Raw genomic sequence first — 17,937 nt, forward strand, 5'->3', positions numbered from 1 at the left:
CTGACGGACGGGAGGCTCCTCCCGCGGCCTCGCCACGTCCCTCCCGGACGCAGCGGGGCCGTCGCGCGTCCGTGGACAGGTGGGTCAGACGGCGATGCGGCCGCCGTCGACGGGCAGGACCGCGCCGTGCACGAAGGACGCCGCGTCGGCCGCGAGGAACGCGATCGCCTCGGCGACCTCCTGCGCGGAGCCCGGGCGACCCGCCGGACCGGCCGCGGCCAACTGGTCGAGTGCCTCACCCATGGCCGCGGTGCCCTCGGTACGGGTCGGTCCGGGGCTGACCGCGTTCACGCGGACGCCCGAGGGACCGAACTCGGCCGCCCACGACTTCGTCAACAGGACCAGCGCCGCCTTGGTCGAGCCGTACAGGCCCATGCCGGCGGCGCCGAACTCGGCGACCATCGTGGTCACGTTGACGATCGCACCCGTGCCACGCTCCGCCATGCCCGGCGCGAGCGCTGCGACGAGGAAGTACGGCGCCTTGACGTTGAGGTCGTAGACCTCGTCGAACCCCTCGGGCGTGGTGTCGGCGGTCGGGCCGAACGGGAAGATGCCCGCGCTGTTCACGAGCACGTCGACCCGACCGTCACCGATGCGCAGCGCCGCAGCGGCGAGGGCCCTGGCGCTCTCCGCGTCGCCGAGCTCGGCGCGCACGAAGTCTGCGGTACCGCCGGCCGCGCGGATGCCGCGGACGACCTCCTCGCCGCGCTCGGCGCTGCGGCCGGACACGACGACGTGCACGCCGCGCGAGGCGAGGAGCTCGGCGGTCGCGCGGCCGATGCCGCTGGTGGAACCGGTGATGAGGGCGGTGGTGCTCATGGGACAGTCCTAACTGAACAGATCTGTTTGGTTTGTGGTGCTGGTAACTGTACAGATCGGTGCAGTAAAGTCAAACCATGGCCGAGCCCACCAAGACACGCCGCCGTCCCGCGTACGAACGCGCCGTCGCGACCGCCGACCGGCTGTTCTACGAGCAGGGCATCCACGCCGTCGGGGTCGACCAGGTCGCGGCAGCAGCGGACATCTCGAAGGCGAGCCTCTACACGCACTTCCGCACGAAGGACGACCTCGTGCTCGGCTACCTGCGCGGCCGGAGCACCGCCTGGCAGGACCACGTCGCGACCGAGCTCCCGCAGCGCGGGGCGACACCGCAGGAGCGGATCGTCGCCGTGTTCGCGCTGCTCGGCGAGTGGTTCGACGAGCCCGGTTACCGCGGGTGCCCGTTCATCAACGTCGAGGCCGAGTACGGCGCCGGACACCCCACGCACGAGGTGACGCTCGAGCACCGCGACTGGGTGCGCGGACTGTTCAGCGGCCTCCTGGCAGAAGCCGGCTCCGCGGACGTCGACGGCACCGCGCTCCAGCTCTGCCTGCTCTACGACGGCGCCATGGCCAGTGCGCAGGCCGACCCGTCCCGACCGTGGGCCCGGGCGGCAGCGGCAGCCGCACGGGCACTGCTCGGACCGGCGCTGTAGCCGGTCCGCCGGGAGGGGCGCGGCCCGACCTCGTGGTCACCGGGCGCGGTCGGGCGCCGGCCTGCTGAACAGGTTGACGACGTTGCCGTCGGGGTCACGGACCAGCGCGGAGCGGTTGCCCCAGGGCATCGTGGTCGGCTCGAGGACGACGTCCTCCGGTCCGAGCCGGAGCTCCGCGAAGGCGCCGTCGACGTCGGCGACCGCGAACTCGATGAACACCGACCGGTTCGTGGCGGGCGCCAGGGCCCCGCCGAGCATCGCGACGGTGGCGGTACCGGCGATCGCGAGGGTCGCGCTGGGTCCGGTGAACTGCGCGAAGACGGGCGCGGGGCGTTCGGCGCGCTGGCCGGTGACCCGCTCGTAGAAGGCGACGAGGCGGTCGAGGTCGTCGGTGACGATGCGGATGGATGCGAACGACAAGGGGTTCCTCCGGTGGTGATGGTGCTGCTGTGGTCGGCGCCCAGCTTCACCGGAGGTCGCGACACCGTCCTGTCGGTGTTCGCGGGATCCCGTCGGTGTCCGCGCGATCCCGTCGTGCGGTCGCGGCCGCGGTCAGTCGACGACCGGGCGCAGCCGCCCGTACGCGATGCCCAGGTCCTCGGTCCGGAGCACGCGCCTCGGTGGTCGTTCGTCGGTGACCTCGATCGCCACCATCCGGTCGGCGCGGAACGCACGGACGCCGTCACGCAGTCGGCACCACGCGACCAGGTACCACTGCCCGTCCTTCTCGATCGATCCCAGCGGTTCGACGTCCCGGATCGAGACCGCGCCGTCCGCAGCCCGGTACCGCAGGCGCACCACCCGGTCCGCACCCAGCGCCTCCGCGAAGGCGACCGGCGTGACGGGGTCCTCGTCAGCCTCCAGGAAGTGCACCCGGGACGCAGCGGCACCAGCGCGAGCCGCGTCGCGGTCCGGCATGACCGCGAGCACCTTGCGTGCCGCGGTCCGGGCGGCCTGCCGGAACGGGCTGTTGCCGAGGGCGCCGAGGCCGATCAGCACCGCGAGGGCCTCGTCCGGCGTGAAGCCGGCGGGGCCGAGCGTCGCCGATGCGTCGATGACGTACCCGCCGGTGCGGCCGGGCTCGGCCCAGATCGGCAGACCCGACTGCTGCAGCGCCGCCAGGTCCCGCTCGACGGTCCGCACGGACACCTCGAACCGCTCCGCGAGACGGCGTGCGCTCCGCGGCCGGGGTGCGGCGGCCCGGAGCTCCTCCACGATGCCGTAGAGGCGGTCGGTGCGGTTCACGGACCCATCATCGGGCAGGGCGGACCGGTCCGCGGACGTCGGGTCCCCGAGCGCCCTGCGGTGCGACGGTGCTCACACCTTCGCGAGCCGACCAGGCGGGAGTCGGGCCAGCACGCCCCCCCCCCGGGCAGCGCCCCCTGCGCGACGCAGCATCTCGATCCGGCGTTCGGGGCGGCGCGAGCGGATGCTTCTCGTTGACTCAGACGACCGTCAGGCCGTCAGACCGCTGTTACCTTCAGCCCATGAGTACCGGGCATGGCAATGCACCGCTTCGCTTGACTCCGGCGGTACGGATCGCAGCGGTGCTCGCCGCCGCGTACGGCTTCTCGCTCGTCGCGCTGGCAATCGTGCTCGCCACGGATTGGGCCCTCCATCGAGGAAACGTCGGCCACCTCCACAGCCTCGCTGCGTCTCGCGGGGTCGTGTACTTCATCGTTGCGTGTATCGCCGGCGCTGCTTTGCTGATGACGGGCAGCGTCCGAGCATGGCGCGGCGCGAGGGGGCTTCCAGCGCTCATCCCCCTCGGACTCATCGTTGCCCTCGGTTGTATCGGCGAGCCGATCGACATCTTGACCGGTCAGAGCTTGAGCTCCGACATCACCGGTGTGGCAATCATCTGCGCCGCCGCCCTCCCGGCAGTACTCCTGATCCTGCCCCGAAAGGACACTGCGTAGCGATCGGCTGATGAAACGGCGGCCGTCTGGCCGTCAGCCGATGCCGAGCAGCGGTCTCGCTGACCGATCGGCTATCGAGACCCAATCAGTGGTGGCCGTGGACGACGGCGTGGCCGAGGCCGCGGCTGATCATCCACCGGTTCACGGGGGTGGTGACCACGAACGCGACGGCGAGGGAGAGTGCGAGGGACCCCCAGAACAGCCACTGGTTGAGCTGCGCGTCCATTGCTCCCGGGATCGCGATCACGACCGTGTTGTCGATGATCTCCATGACCGCGATCGAGACCGTGTCTGCTGCGAGAGCGACCTTGAACGCCGCTGCGAGTGTCAGGCCGGACTTGATGACGCCGCGCATGGTGAGTGCGTAGCCGAAGATGAACGCGAGGACGATCGACAGGACGATGGTGCCGGCGTTGTGGAAGCCAGCAGCGGTGCCGATGACCATGCCGAAGACTTCACCGATCGCGCACCCGGTGAGGCAGTGCAGCGTCGCTTGCGCTGCCATCGACCACGTCGTCGTTCCGTGGTCGGCGTGCTCGTGTGCGCTCATCTGGTGGTGCTCGTGCGTGTCCATGCTGCTCCGATCTGACGCGGCTGACGCCAACAGTTCACCGATACCCCTGGGGGGTACCATGCGCTGTAACGCAGAACTCTTTTCTGTGTTCCCGATCCGCCCGGTCGCGGCGGGTTCGGTGAGATTCGGACACCGGGTTGCCGTCGCCGTCTGGGGTACCGCACCATGGAAGCGCTCATTCGACCCGTTTGCTTGAAAGATTGATGCTCGCCACCACCGCCTCTCCGCGTCGTCGGCTGCTGTTGCAGCCCACGGCGACGTTGGCGTTGCTGCTCCTGGTCGGGTTCACGGTCCTGATGCACTCGACGGCCGGGCACACCGCTGGCCACGAGCACCCGATGGCTGCTCCCGCGGGCACCGCCGAGCACAGCCACGTCGCGGCCGCTGGCGACGACGAGCACGCGGCTCCCGTGACTGCGGTGATGACCGTCCTCACCGATACTGGCTGTGACAGCGCTTTGTGCGCGCTGATGTGCTCCCTGATGGGGATGGCGTGTGCGCTGACGGTCGCCCTGTTCATGTGGGTGCTGCTGCGCGCACGGACCGGCGGCATCCTCTACCTGATCGCGCGGCTGCTCGCGCTCGCTGACCGGGTGCCGCGCCGCATCGCGGCGCCGAAACCACCGTCTCTGACGGCGTTGCAGATCATCCGCATCTGATCCGCCCCTTGCGGGAACCCACCCCCGAAGGGCGGCTCTCGCATGCCCAGATCCGGGAGGCGTCCGCCTACCCGGAACACCTGACGCATCCACGGGAACGGAAAGATCATCATGCACACCACCACCACGCGCACGCTCGCTATCGCTGCCGCGCTGACCCTCGGCCTCACCCTCGCCGGCTGCTCCGCCGGCAGCAGCAGCTCCGACGCCGACTCGTCCTCGTCCTCGTCGTCGACGTCGACGGCGTCGGCGTCGGCGTCGGCGTCGGCGTCGGCGCACAGCGACCAGGACGTGATGTTCGCGCAGATGATGCTGCCGCACCATAAGCAAGCCGTCGAGATGAGCGACATGCTCCTCGCGAAGGGCTCGGGCGTCGACACCGGCGTCACCGACCTCGCGAAGCAGATCAAGGCCGAGCAGTCCCCGGAAATCAAGCAGCTCACCAGCTGGCTGAAGAGCTGGGGTGAGCCGACCGAGTCGGGGCACCTCGGGATGGGGCATTCCATGTCCGGCATGATGTCCGACTCCGACATGAGCGACCTCGACAAGTCGTCCGCGAAGAACGCGGGACAGCTCTACCTCGAGCAGCTGGTCCAGCACCACGAGGGCGCCGTCGACATGGCCAAGACCGAAGTCACCAAGGGCGCGAACATCGACGCCGTGAGAATGGCGAAGTCGATCGTGTCGGGCCAGACCGAGCAGATCACCCAGATGAAGGACATGCTCTCGTCCTTCTAAACCCCGGCATGGGTCACGGCGGGGTCCCCCTTTCCCGCCGCGGCCCACGACCTGTCCCACACCCCTTTCTCCGAGCCGACTCCCGCTCGGGTCACCCCTCCTTTCGGGCCTGCCGGCCACCATCACTCTCGAAGCCTGTCCGTGCCCCAGCAGCACCCCCAGACCCCCACCAGCCCCGCACCCCTGACCCACCGCTAAGCACTCGCCGCATGTTGAACGGATTGGCTGTCGAGATGCGAGCCGTAGCCTGCATTGCCGACTGGTTTGATGAACTGTGCGACGACAACCCGGAGAACCGAACACGCGCATGCCCAACCTGGCACTCGTGCTGGCGCTCGTCGCCAGATTCTTCTGGCTCCTCGCGCTTGCGCTGCCGATCTACTTGCTCGCCGTCATCGGCAACCTCCCCGGGGAGGACCCTGAGCGCGCCGAGCGGTCCCTCGTGATCGCTTCCGGCGCTTCCTTGAGTTCCGTGCTCCTCGCGGTCCCTGCAACGATCGGCTCTTTCGTTGTGCGCCGCGCAGAAGTCCGCAGAACCAGCGCCGGAGCGGAATCGACCTGAGATCCGTGTCCGACAGCTGATCGGCTACCGGGCGCGGAGTTCGAGGTAGTCGAGTGCCTGGCGGACCGTTTCTTCGAGCGCACGGGTGCTGTCGATGACGAGCCGCTCGTCCGTGCGGGGCTCGTACTCGTCGGCGGTGCGCTGTACCTCGTCCCACGTCGGCAACGTGAACCCTGGCAGGTCGTTCGCACGCTGTTCCACGCGGCGGCGGTGTTCGTCGGCGTCCGCGCACACGACCTCGATCACGCGAAGCGGTATACCGGCGGCATCTGCTGTCGACATCCATCCAGCCCGAGCGGCCGCTACGCCGCTCACCGCGTCCGCGATGACCGTCTGTCCTCGCCGCAGGTTGGGTACTGCGATGGCATGCATGATCGAGTACGCGGCGATCCCGGACTGCTCGCGTGGGATACCGTACTTCCACATGGCGCCTTCGATCGCGTCGACGCGGAGGGTCAGCGAGGGCGTCAACTCAGCGATCGCGGCAGACAGCGTCGATTTCCCTGCACCGGGAAGCCCGCAGATCTGGACCAGCATCGACGACTCCTTCGTTGGCCGTAGCTCCTTGTCTACCGATCATGGACGCGCAGCACCAGCGAGCGGATACGCACACCAGACCCCGAGGACGTGTGCGAATGCCGGTCCACCAGTGGGTCACGGCTCGCCTGCGGGAGCTTCGGACCCCTACGGACCCACTCCGGTGCGAACCCTGTCTCACATAGGTGGTCCGCGAACCATCTCAGTTCACGCACCCCGTACGGACGCCTCTTGACGCACCAGCGCTGAGCTGGACGTTCGTCGACGTGGCTGCTCCGTGCTGCCGAACAACGTGCCCACATCCGTACTCCAGACACGTTGTCTGGCAGTCGGACAAGTCAGCTGGCGGACGACAACAACGACGCCCTACTGCGGCATGTCGACGAACCGCGAGAACATCCCGTGGAACGCCACCGTGATCGTGTCCGTCGGACCGTTGCGGTGCTTCGCCACGATCAGGTCCGCCTCACCCTGACGCGGGTTGTCCTTCTCGTACGCCGACTCACGGTGCAGCAGGATGACCATGTCGGCGTCCTGCTCGATGGAGCCCGACTCACGCAGGTCCGAGATCATCGGCTTCTTGTCGGCGCGCTGCTCCGGACCACGGTTCAGCTGTGACAGCGCGATGACCGGCACGCCGAGCTCCTTCGCCATGAGCTTCAGCGCACGCGAGAACTCCGAGACCTCCTGCTGACGGCTCTCGACCTTCTTGCCCGAGGTCATCAGCTGCAGGTAGTCGATGACCACGAGCTTGAGGTTGTGCTGCTGCTTGAGCCGGCGGCACTTCGCCCGGATCTCCACCAGGGTCATGTTGGGGGAGTCGTCGATGAAGAACGGGGCGTCGTTGATGCGCCCGCGGGTCTGCGCGATGGTCGTCCAGTCACGGGAGTCGACGGTGCCCTTGCGCATGTTCTGCAGCGGCACGCTCGACTCGGCGGACAGCAGACGCATCGCGATCTCGGCGCGACCCATCTCGAGCGAGAAGAACGCGGCGGTCTGGTCGTGCTTGAGCGCTGCGGCGCGGCACAGGTCGAGGGCCAGCGTCGACTTGCCGAGCGCGGGGCGGGCGGCGACGATGATGAGCTGCCCGGGGTGGAAGCCGTTCGTCAGGGCGTCGAGGCCGCTGAACCCCGTCGGGACGCCGGTCATCTGACCGTCGCGCCCCTTGGCGGCCTCGATCTCGTCGATCGCGGCGCCGATGGCGTCGGTCAGGGGCACGTAGTCCTCGGTCTGCACGCCGCCGGCGACGTTGTAGACCTCGGCCTGCGCGCTGTTCACGAGGTCGGTGACCTCACCCTCGGACGCGTAGCCCATCTGCACGATGCGGGTGCCCGCGTCGACCAGACGGCGGAGGACGGCCTTCTCGGCGACGATCGCTGCGTAGTACCCGGCGTTCGCCGCGGTCGGCACCATGCTCGTGACGCTGTGCAGGTACTCGGCACCGCCGGCGCGGGAGAGCAGTCCGGTCTTGGTCAGCTCGTCCGTGACGGCGATCACGTCGGTGGGCTCGCCGTGCGAGTACAGCGACAGGATCGCGTCGAAGATCACCTCGTGCTTCGGGATGTAGAAGTCCACCCCGCGCGCGGTCTCGATGACGTCGGCGACGGCGTCCTTCGACAGCAGCATGCCGCCGATGGTGGACTGCTCCGCGAGCAGGTCGTGCGGCGGCGTCCGTTCCGAACCCCGTTCGGACAGGTCCTGCGGGGACGGATCGAGATGCGCGATCGACACACGGACTCCCTCTTGTCGTGACGGTGCGGGCCTCGGCCCACACCGGCTTTCCTACCCCGGACGACCGACATCCCCTGCCCTCCGCCGAGTCGCTGGGCCAAGCTACGGGGACAGAGTTATCCCCAGCAAACGGCCCTGTGGATAACTCTGTGGAGAGGATGCGGAACACGCCGGACACGCATGTGCACAACTGTGGATGGACGTGTGGACAAGTCGGCGTTCGAACACGTGTTCTTGCCCTTGACCTGCGCTTTTCCGTTCCACACCGTGTGTGGAGAACCGCGGTTCAAGTACACCTTGAAGGTTCCGATTCGGGGCGTTTCGACTGTGTAAAACGACTTGACAACAGGCCCTCCTGTGGGGAGCGTTCTCGGTTCGTTCCCAGCAAGCCCGGACGGGCGCGAGGGGTAACCGGCCAACGCAGCAACACCTGTCCCACAGCAACACCCGCGCGCGGCGAGCCGCGCGCACGACGAAGGGCGGGCCTCCCGGAGGAGACCCGCCCTTCGACGTGGTGACGCTGCTTACTTGGCGGCGACGACCTGCAGGGAGATCACCGCGGTGATGTCCTCGCGCAGACGCACGGTGGCCTCGTGGTCACCGACGGTCTTGATGGTCGCGGGGACCTCGACCTTGCGCTTGTCCAGCGAACCGACGCCCTGCGCCTGGACCGCGTCGGCGACGTCCGCCGGGCGGACCGAGCCGAACAGGCGGCCGTCCTTGCCGGCCTTGACGGTCAGCTTGATGGTCGCGTTCTCGAGCTTCATCTTGAGGTCCTGGGCCTCTTCGATGGTGGCGAGCTCGCGAGCGGCACGGGCCGCACGGATCGACTCGACCTGCTTCTCGCCGCCCTTGGACCACGCGACGGCGAAGCCCTGGGGGATGAGGTAGTTGCGGGCGTAGCCGTTCTTGACGTCGACGACGTCACCGGCGGAACCGAGGCCGGAGACCTCGTGGGTGAGGATGAGCTTCGACATGGTGATCCTCCTGATCAGCGGCCGGAGCCGGCGTAGGGGAGGAGCGCCATCTCACGGGCGTTCTTCACGGCACGGGCGATGAGGCGCTGCTCCTGGACGGAGACGCCGGTGATGCGACGGGCGCGGATCTTGCCACGCTCCGAGATGAACTTGCGCAGGGTCGCGACGTCCTTGTAGTCGATGACGCCGACCTTGATCGACTTCGCGGGAGCGGCGTTCTTGCCGCCCTTGCCGCGAGGCTTCCGGCGGTCGCCGGTGCTCTTTCCAGCCATTGTTTGTCCTTAGAGAAGAAGAAGTTGTGTGTCCGTCAGACCGCTGAGGATCAGAACGGGGTCTCGTCGTCGTACGAGCCGCCGGGCTGGCTCCACACGTCGTTCGACTGTGCGTTGCCGCCCTGCTGGCCGCCCTGGGGCGACCACGGTGCGTCCGACTGACCGCCGCCGCTGTTGTTCCAGCCGCCGCCGCCGTTCCCGCCCTGGCCACCGCCGGAGGCGTTGCCGCCGCCGACCTGGCCACGACCGCCACCGGAGCCACCCGCAGCGCGGGTGATCTGGGCGGTCGCGTAGCGGAGCGACGGGCCGATCTCGTCGACCTCGAGCTCGATGCTCGTGCGCTGCTGGCCCTCACGGTCCTGGTAGGAGCGCTGACGGAGACGACCCTGCGCGATGACGCGCGAGCCCTTCGTCAGCGAGCCCGCCACGTGCTCGGCGAACTCGCGCCACACGCTCGCACGGAGGAACAGCGCGTCGCCGTCCTTCCACTCGTTCGCCTGACGGTCGAACGTGCGAGGGGTGGAGGCGATGGTGAAGTTCGCCACCGCGAGCCCGTTCTGCGTGTACCGCAGCTCCGGGTCTGCGGTGAGGTTGCCCACCACCGTGATGACGGTTTCGCCGGCCATGAGCTACTCGGCGCTCGCGGTCGCGTTCGCGGCCTTGCGGGCCGCGCGGGCCTCGTCGCGCTGCTTCTGCGCGGCGACCTGGGCGATCGCCTCTTCGGCGCGGAGGACCTTCGTGCGGAGCACGGCCTCGGAGAGACCGAGCTGACGGTCGAGCTCCTTGGCGGCCTCGGGCGTCGAGGTGAAGTCGACGACGGCGTAGATGCCCTCGGACTTCTTCGCGATCTCGTAGGCCAGGCGACGACGGCCCCAGACGTCCACGTTGTCGACGGTGCCACCGTCGTTGCGGATGACCGCGAGGAACTTGTCCAGGCTGGGAGCGACGGTGCGCTCGTCGATCTCGGGGTCGAGGATCGCCATCAGTTCGTACTGGTGCATGCGGAACCCACCTCCTTTGGTCTCGGCGGCTCCGGGCGGTTCCCGGAGCAGGAGGGTTGATGCATGTGTCCGGACGCGCAGGAGCGCGTGGACAACTCGAGTAGCTTAGCCCACGGCCTGGAGGCGCGCCACCGGTCGTGCAGAGCGGCCGGCGTCGTCAGGCGGTCGCGCCGTCAGGTGGTCGCGTCGCGCTCGGCCCACCAGGCGCGCAGGCGCTGCTCGGCCTCGTCGGTGCCGAGGGGACCCTCGTCCATGCGGACCTCGAGCAGGTGGCGGTACGCCTCGCCCACAGCACGCCCCGGCGGGATGTCGAGGATCCGCATGATGTCGTCGCCCGTCAGGTCCGGACGGATCGAGTCGAGTTCCTCCTGGTCGGCCAGCGCCGTGATGCGGTCCTCGAGGTCGTCGTACGCGAAGCCGAGCCGGTCGGCCTTGCGGCGGTTCCGCGTCGTGACGTCCGAGCGGGTGAGCTCGTGCAGGCGCTCGAGCAGCGGGCCGGCGTCCCGGACGTAGCGGCGGACGGCGGAGTCGGTCCAGGCACCCTCGGTGTAGCCGAAGAACCGCAGGTGCAGCTCGATCAGTCGGGAGACGGCGGCGATGGTGTCGTTGTCGAACCGCAGCGCCCGCAGTCGCTTCTTCGCGAGCTTCGCGCCGACCAGGTCGTGGTGGTGGAAGCTGACGGCACCGCCGGGCTCGAGCTTGCGGGTGGCCGGCTTGCCGATGTCGTGCAGCAGGGCCGCGAGCCGGAGCACGGTGTCGGGGGCCTCGCCCGGGTGCCGCTCGGCCTCGTACCCGATGGCCTGGGACAGCACCGTCAGCGAGTGCTCGTACACGTCCTTGTGGTGGTGGTGCTCGTCGATCTCCAGCCGCATCGCGGGGAGCTCGGGCAGGAAGCGCTCGGCGAGCCCCGTGTCCACGAGCAGACGGATGCCGGGGACCGGCTCGGACGTGTTCAGCAGCTTCACGAGCTCGTCACGCACCCGCTCGGCCGACACGATGTCGATCGAGTCGGCGAGGTCCGTCATCGCGGCACGCACCTCGCCGGACACCGTGAAGCCCAGCTGCGCGGTGAAGCGTGCGGCGCGCATCATGCGCAGGGGGTCGTCGCGGAACGAGACGGGCGCCGCCTGCGGGGTGTGCAGGCGCCCGACGAGCAGGTCCTCGACCCCGCCGTGCACGTCGACGAGCTCACGCTGGGGGAGGCGGAGCGCCATGGCGTTCACCGTGAAGTCACGGCGGAGCAGGTCGTCCTCGATGGTGTCGCCGAACGCCACCTCGGGCTTGCGGGTCTCGCCGTCGTACACGTCGCTGCGGTAGGTCGTGATCTCGACCTGCTCGCCGGCGACCCGGGCGGCGATGGTGCCGAACTGCCGACCGACGTCCCACGTCGCGCTCGCGATCGGCTCGACGATGCGCAGGACGTCGTCGGGGCGGGCGTCGGTCGTGAAGTCGAGGTCGGTGACGGCACGGCCGAGGAAGGCGTCGCGGACGGGGCCGCCGACCAGCGCCAGCTCGTGTCCGGCGTCGGCGAACGCCCGAGCGAGGACGGCGACGGGCTCGGTGGCTGCGAGTGCGTCGAGTCGTTCGACGGCCTGGGCAACGGACTGCATGACGGACCTCATCCTCCCAGATCGGTGCGCCGAGTTCTCCACACGGCCCGCGCGCACGGGATCGTCCCCGTCCGCCCCTCGTACACTCGTGCTCGGCCGGAACCGACCCTCGGGCCCTCCTGTATGCACATCCTCCGCTCCACGCTCGCCGCCGCTGCCACGGCCCTCGTCGCCGTCGGCCTCGTCGTCACGCCCGCAGGTCCGGACCCGGCGCACGCCGCCTCGGTCGACCGCACCACGACGCGCACCGCTGCTCCGGCCGCAGCCGACCAGGGGAAGACCACCGTGTCGATCGCCCCGGCCGACCGCGGGATCGTCCGACGGGACGAGGACCTCCAGGTCAGCGTCACGGTGACGAACGACACCGACACGGACGTCCCCGCCGGGTCGGTCGAGCTCGACATCTTCCGCTCCGAGAGCACGCGCGACGTCCTCTCCGACTGGCTGTCCGACACCACCACGACCGGTTACCTCGGCGCCCCGATGGACTCGGCGGACGTCCCGATCGTCCCGGCGCACCGCTCGGTGACCCAGACGGTGACCATCGTGCCGGGCAACGTCGCACTCGGCGGCTACTCGTCCTTCGGCGCCCGACGCATCGCGGCCGAGTACACCGCGGGCGACACCTTCGCCGTCGCCCGGTCCGCGATCACCTGGTACCCGGACTTCCAGCAGACCCCGGTCGGTGTCTCGGTCGCGATGCCGATCACCCTGCCGAGCACGGCTGACGGCGTGATCGGTGCCAACGACCTCGCGGCGGCGACCGCAGTGGACGGCACCCTCACGCAGCAGCTCGACGCCGCCGTGGACCACAACGTGGCCGTCGGCGTCGACCCGAGGATCATCGCCTCGATCCGGCTGCTCGGCGAGAACGCCCCGTCGAGTGCGCGCAACTGGCTCGACCGGCTCGAGGGGCTCCGGAACGAGACCTTCGCGCTGTCGTACGCCGACGCCGACGTCACCGGGCTGCGCCAGGCCGGCGCGGACGGGATCCCGGGCGTGATCTCGCTCGACCAGGCGGTCAAGGAGCAGAACTTCCCCGGTGCCAGCACGCCGACCCCGACCCCGACGGCCACCGGGACGCCGACGGCCTCGGCCAGCGCGGGTGCCCCCGTCGACGAGACCCCGGACGCGACACCGACCCCCTCGGACGACGCGACCGCCGGCACCCAGGACGGCACAGGTCAGGACGGCTCGGGGCAGGACGACACCGACGGCACGACCACGACGCTGCCGACCACCGCCAGCCTGCTGGACTTCCCGTACGCACTCGACGACGTCGCGTGGCCGGTCGAGAACACCGTGGCCACCGACGACCTGCCCGCACTCGCGAAGGCCGGCACCGAGACGACGATCATCGCGAGCGGCAACACCTCCGCCGGCCCGGACACCACCGTCTCCGCCGCCGAGCGCATCGGCGACCAGAAGGTCCTCGTCGCCGACCAGGGCATGTCTGCCCTGCTGCGGGACGCCGCCGACGCCACGGACCAGCGCGCCTACGACGCGTCCGTGGCGGAGCTCACCGCGACCCTGGCGACGGCGGCGCGTGCCGGTACCGCGCAGAGCCCCGTGCTCCTGACCCTCGGCCGCAGCTGGCCGACCGAGACCGGTCGACTGAGCGCCGTGCTCGACGCGCTCGAGGACACCCCGTGGGTGTCGCCCTCGGACCTGTCGACCGCGGCGAAGGCGACCGCCGGCTCGCTCACCCTGGCGCCGGCCGACGACGGCGACGCCCGCCTCGACCGCCTGCGGACCCTGGTGGACAGCGAGCGCGAGCTCGTCGCCTTCGCATCGGCCGTCGACGACCCCGCGACCGTCACCGCCCCTGCGCGGCTCCAGCTGCTCGCCCTGGCGTCGAACGCCTGGCGGGACGAACCCGACGCCCTCACCACCGCCGTCGACCGGCAGGCCCGGTCCTGGACGCAGACCACCGACCAGGTGAGCATCCCCGACTCCAGCTCGCTGACGCTGCTCGGGGACCGATCGTCGCTGCCCGTGTCGGTCCGCAACCGGACGGACTACCCGGTCACCGTGCGCCTCAACGTCCAGCCGTCGAGCTCGGCGCTGCAGGTCGTGCGGAACGACATCGAGGTGAAGCTCCAGCCGCAGTCCTCCGCCCGCACGACCATCCCGGTCCGGTCGGTCGCGAACGGCACGGTCAACCTGACGATGTCCCTGACCACGCCGACCGGGGTCACCGTGTCGCAGCCCACCACGGTCGAGCTCAACGTGCAGGCGCAGTGGGAGACCGTGATCACCGCGGTGGCCGCGATCGGCCTCGTCGCGATCTTCGGCTTCGGGATCTTCCGCAGCATCCGGAAGCGCATCCGCCGCCGCAACGGCGAGCTCGACGACGAGGACGACGACGACCCGAACCGTCCGCTCGCGGTCCAGCCCGATGCCCCCGGCGCCCCTGCCCGATCGGGAGGCCCGTCCCACGTCGCACAGGCGGCGCCCGCCGCCGCCGTGGTCGGCACCACTGGCGCGTCCGGTCCCGCGCGCGTCGCACCGCAGCAGGCCGGTGCACGCCCTGCGGACGCGACGGTGCGCGACGGCGGCGAGCCGCGCCTCCAGGCCGGCCGTCCGGACCAGGACGACACCCCGCCAGATCCCGAGGAGCCGACCATCAGCACGCAGCAGCAACCCGCCGTCGACGCGGAGCCCGCGGCCGAACGGAACCTCGGTCGGGCGAGCGCGATGCTCGCGGCGGGCACGATGCTCTCGCGGGTCCTCGGCTTCGGCAAGACGTTCGTGCTCGCCTACGCGATCGGTCAGGCGAAGTCGCCCGGCGCCGACGCGTTCGCGCTCGCGAACCAGCTGCCGAACAACATCTACGCGCTCATCGCCGGTGGTCTGCTCTCCGCGGTGCTCATCCCGCAGATCGTCCGGTCGATGCGGGAGAGCAGCGACGGCGGTACGGCCTACGTCAACAAGATCGTCACGCTCGGCGCGACGGTGTTCGTGGTGATCACGATCGTCGCGACGGTCCTCGCGCCGTTCCTCGTGTTCGTCTACAGCCAGCAGGCGACCGGGGACGGCAAGGGCTTCACGCCGGCACAGACCGACCTGGCCGTGGCGTTCGCCTTCTGGTGCCTCCCGCAGATCCTCTTCTACGCGCTGTACTCGCTCCTCGGTGAGGTCCTCAACGCCAAGCAGGTCTTCGGCCCCTTCACGTGGGCACCGCTCATCAACAACGTCATCGCCATCGCCGGTCTCGTCGTCTTCATCGCGATGTTCGGCGGTCAGGACGTCAACTCCTCGGTCGACGGCTGGACACCGCTGAAGATCGCGGTGCTCGCGGGGAGTGCCTCGCTCGGCGTCTTCGCGCAGGCCGCGTTCCTGCCGTTCTTCTGGCGGCGCGCCGGCCTGTCGTTCCGCCCGGACTTCCGCTGGCGCGGCGTGGGCCTCAAGGCGACGGGCACGGCGGCCGGCTGGCTGTTCGCGATGATCCTCGTGACGCAGCTGGCGGGCATCGTGCAGTCGCGCGTCGCGTCGCTCGGTACGGGCGCCGCAGGCAACGCGGTGCTGCAGAACGCGTGGCTGCTGTTCATGCTGCCGCACTCGATCTTCGCGGTGTCGATCGCGACGGCGTACTTCACGCGGATGAGCCACGACGCCGGCCGCGGCGACCTCGACGCCGTCCGGCGCAACCTGTCGCTGTCCCTGCGGATCGTCGGACTGTTCACGGTGTTCGCGTCGGTGGCGCTGATCGTCGTCTCCGTGCCGTTCGGTCGCATGTTCGCCGGCACCTTCGAGCAGGCGCTCTCCATCGGCGCGGTGCTCCTCGCCTACATGCCCGGCCTGGTGCTGTTCAGCATGCTGTTCATCATCCAGCGCGTCTTCTGGGCGATGCACGACCACCGCACGCCGTTCCTCATGCAGTGCGTGCAGTCGGTGCTGTTCGTCATCGGAGCCCTGGCCGTCGCGACGTTCCCGCAGAGCATCGTCGGCGTCTCCATCGCGGCGTGCACGACGCTCGCCGGCACGGCGCAGACGATCATCGCGCTCGTGCTCGTCCGTCGTCGCCTGAACGGCATCGAGGGCCCCGTGGTCACCCGCTCCCACGTGCAGTTCGTCATCGCGGCACTCATCGCCGGCGTCGCCGGGGCGGCCGTCGTCACCGCCCTCGGGACCTTCTCGCCCGACGGCTTCGCCATGTCCGACCGGACGGGCGCGCTCGTCACCATCGCGCTGACCGGAGCCGTCATGGCGCTCGTGTACTTCGGCGCCCTGGTCGTGTCGAAGAACGGCGAGATCGCGAACGCGGTCGCGCTGCTCCGCAAGCGGCTCGGACGCTGACCGCCGATCGTCCGCACATCGGCTGTCCGCTCATCGGTTGTCCGCTCACCGGTGGGCCGGAATGTCCCGCCGCTACCATGTGTTGACCCGGTCAGCACTCAACGGAAGGGCAGCGAGGCATGCGCCAGCTCATCATCATCGGTTCCGGTCCCGCCGGGTTCACCGCCGGCATCTACGCCGCGCGCGCGGAGCTCAAGCCCCTGATCGTCGCGTCCAGCGTCGAGACCGGCGGCGAGCTCACCAAGACCACCGAGGTCGAGAACTTCCCGGGCTTCCCCGAGGGGATCCAGGGCCCGGACCTCATGATCAAGATGCAGGAACAGGCCGAGAAGTTCGGCGCCGAGGTCCTGTACGACGACGCGGTCTCGGTCGACCTGACCGGTGAGGTCAAGAAGGTCACCGTCGGGTCCGGCGAGACGTACGAGGCCCTCGCGGTCATCTACGCGACCGGATCGGCGTACCGCCACCTCGGTCTCGCCGACGAAGAGCGTCTTTCCGGCCACGGCGTCAGCTGGTGCGCCACGTGCGACGGGTTCTTCTTCCGGCAGAAGAACATCGCCGTCGTCGGCGGCGGCGACTCCGCGATGGAAGAGGCCACGTTCCTCACCCGGTTCGCCGACAAGGTGACGGTCATCCACCGCAAGGACAGCCTGCGCGCGTCGAAGATCATGCAGGACCGTGCGATGAACGACCCGAAGATCGAGTTCGCGTGGAACAAGGAGGTCACCGGCATCACGGGTGACTCCTCGGTCGAGGGCGTCACCCTCCGCGACACGGTCACCGGGGAGGAGTCCTCGCTCCAGCTCGACGGCCTGTTCATCGCGATCGGCAACGACCCGCGGACGCACCTCATCCACGGGCAGATCGACCTCGCTCCCGAGGGCACGATCGCGGTCCAGGGTCGTTCGTCGAAGACCAACCTCCCCGGGGTCTTCGCCGCGGGCGACGTCATCGACCCGACCTACCGCCAGGCGATCACGGCAGCCGGTTCCGGTACCGTCGCCGCCCTCGACGCGGAGAAGTACCTCGCCGAACTCGACGACGCGCTGGTCGACCAGGCCGAGGGCGTCACGCCCGCGGGGCCGGCGATCATCGACGTCGAGGCCGCACGGGCCTGACCCAGACCGGAATACCGCAGCGGCCCAGCCGTTGCACCAACTGAACTTCTCGAAGGAGCACACATGTCCAACGCAAAGGCCGTCACCGACGCCACCTTCTCGGACGAGGTCCTCAAGTCCGACAAGACCATCCTCGTCGACTTCTGGGCCGAGTGGTGCGGCCCGTGTCGCGCCGTCTCCCCGATCCTCGACCAGATCGCCGCGGAGCACGCCGACAAGATCGAGATCGTCAAGCTCAACGTCGACGACAACCCGCAGTCGGCCATGAACTACCAGATCACGTCGATCCCGGCGATGAAGGTGTTCAAGGGCGGCGAGGTCGTCAAGACCGTCATCGGCGCCAAGCCGAAGCCGGCGCTCGAGGCCGACCTCGCCGAGTTCCTGGCGTAGTCCGACCGACAGACCGCGAACGGCCCCGCTCTCCTCGGAGGGCGGGGCCGTCGCCGTTCCCGGATGCCGGCTGCG

At 69.6% G+C, this 17,937-nt stretch carries 19 protein-coding genes; 8 read left to right on the plus strand and 11 right to left on the minus strand.

Going from position 1 to position 17,937, the window contains the following annotated elements:
- Window positions 1-84: 84 nt before the first annotated feature.
- Entirely contained in the window at window positions 85-819 is a 735-nt protein-coding gene (locus ACIQFY_RS11675) for an SDR family NAD(P)-dependent oxidoreductase (RefSeq protein ID WP_144411401.1), read from the minus strand.
- Window positions 820-896: 77 nt separating this feature from the next.
- Here ACIQFY_RS11675 and ACIQFY_RS11680 point away from each other — a divergent pair, with 77 nt between their 5' ends.
- On the plus strand, window positions 897-1,475 hold the full coding sequence (locus ACIQFY_RS11680) for a TetR/AcrR family transcriptional regulator (protein WP_326495963.1): 579 nt from the start codon (window positions 897-899) through the stop codon (window positions 1,473-1,475).
- A gap of 36 nt (window positions 1,476-1,511) precedes the next feature.
- Here the strand turns inward: ACIQFY_RS11680 and ACIQFY_RS11685 are convergent, their stop codons facing one another.
- Complete coding sequence (locus tag ACIQFY_RS11685; protein ID WP_400340183.1) at window positions 1,512-1,895, minus strand: VOC family protein; 384 nt, start codon at window positions 1,893-1,895, stop codon at window positions 1,512-1,514.
- A gap of 132 nt (window positions 1,896-2,027) precedes the next feature.
- Window positions 2,028-2,720, minus strand: coding sequence for a YafY family protein (locus ACIQFY_RS11690; RefSeq protein WP_066657501.1), 693 nt, complete (start codon window positions 2,718-2,720; stop codon window positions 2,028-2,030).
- Window positions 2,721-2,962: 242 nt separating this feature from the next.
- Here ACIQFY_RS11690 and ACIQFY_RS11695 point away from each other — a divergent pair, with 242 nt between their 5' ends.
- The gene (locus ACIQFY_RS11695) at window positions 2,963-3,394 is read left to right on the plus strand and encodes a hypothetical protein (RefSeq protein WP_400340185.1); all 432 of its coding nucleotides are present in this window, start codon (window positions 2,963-2,965) and stop codon (window positions 3,392-3,394) included.
- An 85-nt stretch (window positions 3,395-3,479) separates the two neighbouring features.
- On the opposite strand, the gene ACIQFY_RS11700 is transcribed toward ACIQFY_RS11695, so the two are convergent.
- Window positions 3,480-3,968: a DUF4396 domain-containing protein gene (locus ACIQFY_RS11700; protein ID WP_326495966.1), complete on the minus strand. Its 489-nt coding sequence runs from the start codon at window positions 3,966-3,968 to the stop codon at window positions 3,480-3,482.
- Between the two features lie 203 nt (window positions 3,969-4,171).
- Here ACIQFY_RS11700 and ACIQFY_RS11705 point away from each other — a divergent pair, with 203 nt between their 5' ends.
- From ACIQFY_RS11705 to ACIQFY_RS11715, 3 genes are all read left to right on the plus strand, one after another.
- Window positions 4,172-4,627, plus strand: coding sequence for a hypothetical protein (locus tag ACIQFY_RS11705; protein ID WP_326495967.1), 456 nt, complete (start codon window positions 4,172-4,174; stop codon window positions 4,625-4,627).
- 111 nt (window positions 4,628-4,738) lie between these two features.
- Entirely contained in the window at window positions 4,739-5,365 is a 627-nt protein-coding gene (locus tag ACIQFY_RS11710; protein ID WP_400340187.1) for a DUF305 domain-containing protein, read from the plus strand.
- A gap of 307 nt (window positions 5,366-5,672) precedes the next feature.
- Window positions 5,673-5,927, plus strand: a complete 255-nt coding sequence (locus ACIQFY_RS11715; RefSeq protein WP_400340189.1) for a hypothetical protein — start codon at window positions 5,673-5,675, stop codon at window positions 5,925-5,927.
- A gap of 24 nt (window positions 5,928-5,951) precedes the next feature.
- On the opposite strand, the gene ACIQFY_RS11720 is transcribed toward ACIQFY_RS11715, so the two are convergent.
- The 7 genes from ACIQFY_RS11720 to ACIQFY_RS11750 all read right to left on the minus strand — a co-directional run bounded on the left by ACIQFY_RS11720 (window position 5,952) and on the right by ACIQFY_RS11750 (window position 12,055).
- Entirely contained in the window at window positions 5,952-6,464 is a 513-nt protein-coding gene (locus tag ACIQFY_RS11720; protein ID WP_326495970.1) for an ATP-binding protein, read from the minus strand.
- 366 nt (window positions 6,465-6,830) lie between these two features.
- Window positions 6,831-8,195, minus strand: coding sequence for a replicative DNA helicase (gene dnaB / locus ACIQFY_RS11725; protein ID WP_066657525.1), 1,365 nt, complete (start codon window positions 8,193-8,195; stop codon window positions 6,831-6,833).
- Window positions 8,196-8,719: 524 nt separating this feature from the next.
- Window positions 8,720-9,172 (minus strand): 50S ribosomal protein L9, encoded by a 453-nt coding sequence (rplI, locus tag ACIQFY_RS11730; RefSeq protein WP_058728351.1) that lies wholly within the window; start codon window positions 9,170-9,172, stop codon window positions 8,720-8,722.
- A 14-nt stretch (window positions 9,173-9,186) separates the two neighbouring features.
- Entirely contained in the window at window positions 9,187-9,444 is a 258-nt protein-coding gene (gene rpsR / locus ACIQFY_RS11735; RefSeq protein WP_017887834.1) for a 30S ribosomal protein S18, read from the minus strand.
- A gap of 50 nt (window positions 9,445-9,494) precedes the next feature.
- A complete protein-coding gene (locus ACIQFY_RS11740) occupies window positions 9,495-10,070 on the minus strand; it encodes a single-stranded DNA-binding protein (protein WP_400340192.1) in 576 nt (191 codons plus the stop codon).
- Between the two features lie 3 nt (window positions 10,071-10,073).
- Window positions 10,074-10,445 (minus strand): 30S ribosomal protein S6, encoded by a 372-nt coding sequence (gene rpsF / locus ACIQFY_RS11745; RefSeq protein ID WP_058728349.1) that lies wholly within the window; start codon window positions 10,443-10,445, stop codon window positions 10,074-10,076.
- Between the two features lie 173 nt (window positions 10,446-10,618).
- Window positions 10,619-12,055: a CCA tRNA nucleotidyltransferase gene (locus ACIQFY_RS11750; protein WP_400340194.1), complete on the minus strand. Its 1,437-nt coding sequence runs from the start codon at window positions 12,053-12,055 to the stop codon at window positions 10,619-10,621.
- A 123-nt stretch (window positions 12,056-12,178) separates the two neighbouring features.
- On the opposite strand from ACIQFY_RS11750, the gene ACIQFY_RS11755 reads away from it, so the two are divergent.
- The 3 genes from ACIQFY_RS11755 (at window position 12,179) to trxA (ending at window position 17,862) form a co-directional block, all read left to right on the plus strand.
- On the plus strand, window positions 12,179-16,354 hold the full coding sequence (locus ACIQFY_RS11755) for a DUF6049 family protein (protein ID WP_400340196.1): 4,176 nt from the start codon (window positions 12,179-12,181) through the stop codon (window positions 16,352-16,354).
- Between the two features lie 119 nt (window positions 16,355-16,473).
- Complete coding sequence (gene trxB / locus ACIQFY_RS11760; RefSeq protein WP_066657530.1) at window positions 16,474-17,472, plus strand: thioredoxin-disulfide reductase; 999 nt, start codon at window positions 16,474-16,476, stop codon at window positions 17,470-17,472.
- Between the two features lie 63 nt (window positions 17,473-17,535).
- Window positions 17,536-17,862, plus strand: coding sequence for a thioredoxin (gene trxA, locus ACIQFY_RS11765; RefSeq protein WP_022832611.1), 327 nt, complete (start codon window positions 17,536-17,538; stop codon window positions 17,860-17,862).
- Window positions 17,863-17,937 lie beyond the last annotated feature (75 nt).

Origin of the sequence: Curtobacterium sp. NPDC092190 (genome assembly GCF_044755625.1) — a bacterium.
GTDB lineage: Bacteria > Actinomycetota > Actinomycetes > Actinomycetales > Microbacteriaceae > Curtobacterium.

What these genes read in the sequence shown, in the direction of transcription:
- trxA (WP_022832611.1), top strand. Translation starts at nt 17,536, where the DNA reads ATGTCCAACGCAAAGGCCGTCACCGACGCCACCTTCTCGGACGAGGTC.
- ACIQFY_RS11705 (WP_326495967.1), top strand. Translation starts at nt 4,172, where the DNA reads ATGCTCGCCACCACCGCCTCTCCGCGTCGTCGGCTGCTGTTGCAGCCC.
- ACIQFY_RS11715 (WP_400340189.1), top strand. Translation starts at nt 5,673, where the DNA reads ATGCCCAACCTGGCACTCGTGCTGGCGCTCGTCGCCAGATTCTTCTGG.
- ACIQFY_RS11740 (WP_400340192.1), bottom strand. Translation starts at nt 10,070, where the DNA reads ATGGCCGGCGAAACCGTCATCACGGTGGTGGGCAACCTCACCGCAGAC.
- ACIQFY_RS11710 (WP_400340187.1), top strand. Translation starts at nt 4,739, where the DNA reads ATGCACACCACCACCACGCGCACGCTCGCTATCGCTGCCGCGCTGACC.
- ACIQFY_RS11680 (WP_326495963.1), top strand. Translation starts at nt 897, where the DNA reads ATGGCCGAGCCCACCAAGACACGCCGCCGTCCCGCGTACGAACGCGCC.
- trxB (WP_066657530.1), top strand. Translation starts at nt 16,474, where the DNA reads ATGCGCCAGCTCATCATCATCGGTTCCGGTCCCGCCGGGTTCACCGCC.
- ACIQFY_RS11750 (WP_400340194.1), bottom strand. Translation starts at nt 12,055, where the DNA reads ATGCAGTCCGTTGCCCAGGCCGTCGAACGACTCGACGCACTCGCAGCC.
- ACIQFY_RS11720 (WP_326495970.1), bottom strand. Translation starts at nt 6,464, where the DNA reads ATGCTGGTCCAGATCTGCGGGCTTCCCGGTGCAGGGAAATCGACGCTG.
- ACIQFY_RS11700 (WP_326495966.1), bottom strand. Translation starts at nt 3,968, where the DNA reads ATGGACACGCACGAGCACCACCAGATGAGCGCACACGAGCACGCCGAC.
- ACIQFY_RS11695 (WP_400340185.1), top strand. Translation starts at nt 2,963, where the DNA reads ATGAGTACCGGGCATGGCAATGCACCGCTTCGCTTGACTCCGGCGGTA.
- rpsR (WP_017887834.1), bottom strand. Translation starts at nt 9,444, where the DNA reads ATGGCTGGAAAGAGCACCGGCGACCGCCGGAAGCCTCGCGGCAAGGGC.
- rpsF (WP_058728349.1), bottom strand. Translation starts at nt 10,445, where the DNA reads ATGCACCAGTACGAACTGATGGCGATCCTCGACCCCGAGATCGACGAG.
- ACIQFY_RS11755 (WP_400340196.1), top strand. Translation starts at nt 12,179, where the DNA reads ATGCACATCCTCCGCTCCACGCTCGCCGCCGCTGCCACGGCCCTCGTC.
- rplI (WP_058728351.1), bottom strand. Translation starts at nt 9,172, where the DNA reads ATGTCGAAGCTCATCCTCACCCACGAGGTCTCCGGCCTCGGTTCCGCC.
- ACIQFY_RS11675 (WP_144411401.1), bottom strand. Translation starts at nt 819, where the DNA reads ATGAGCACCACCGCCCTCATCACCGGTTCCACCAGCGGCATCGGCCGC.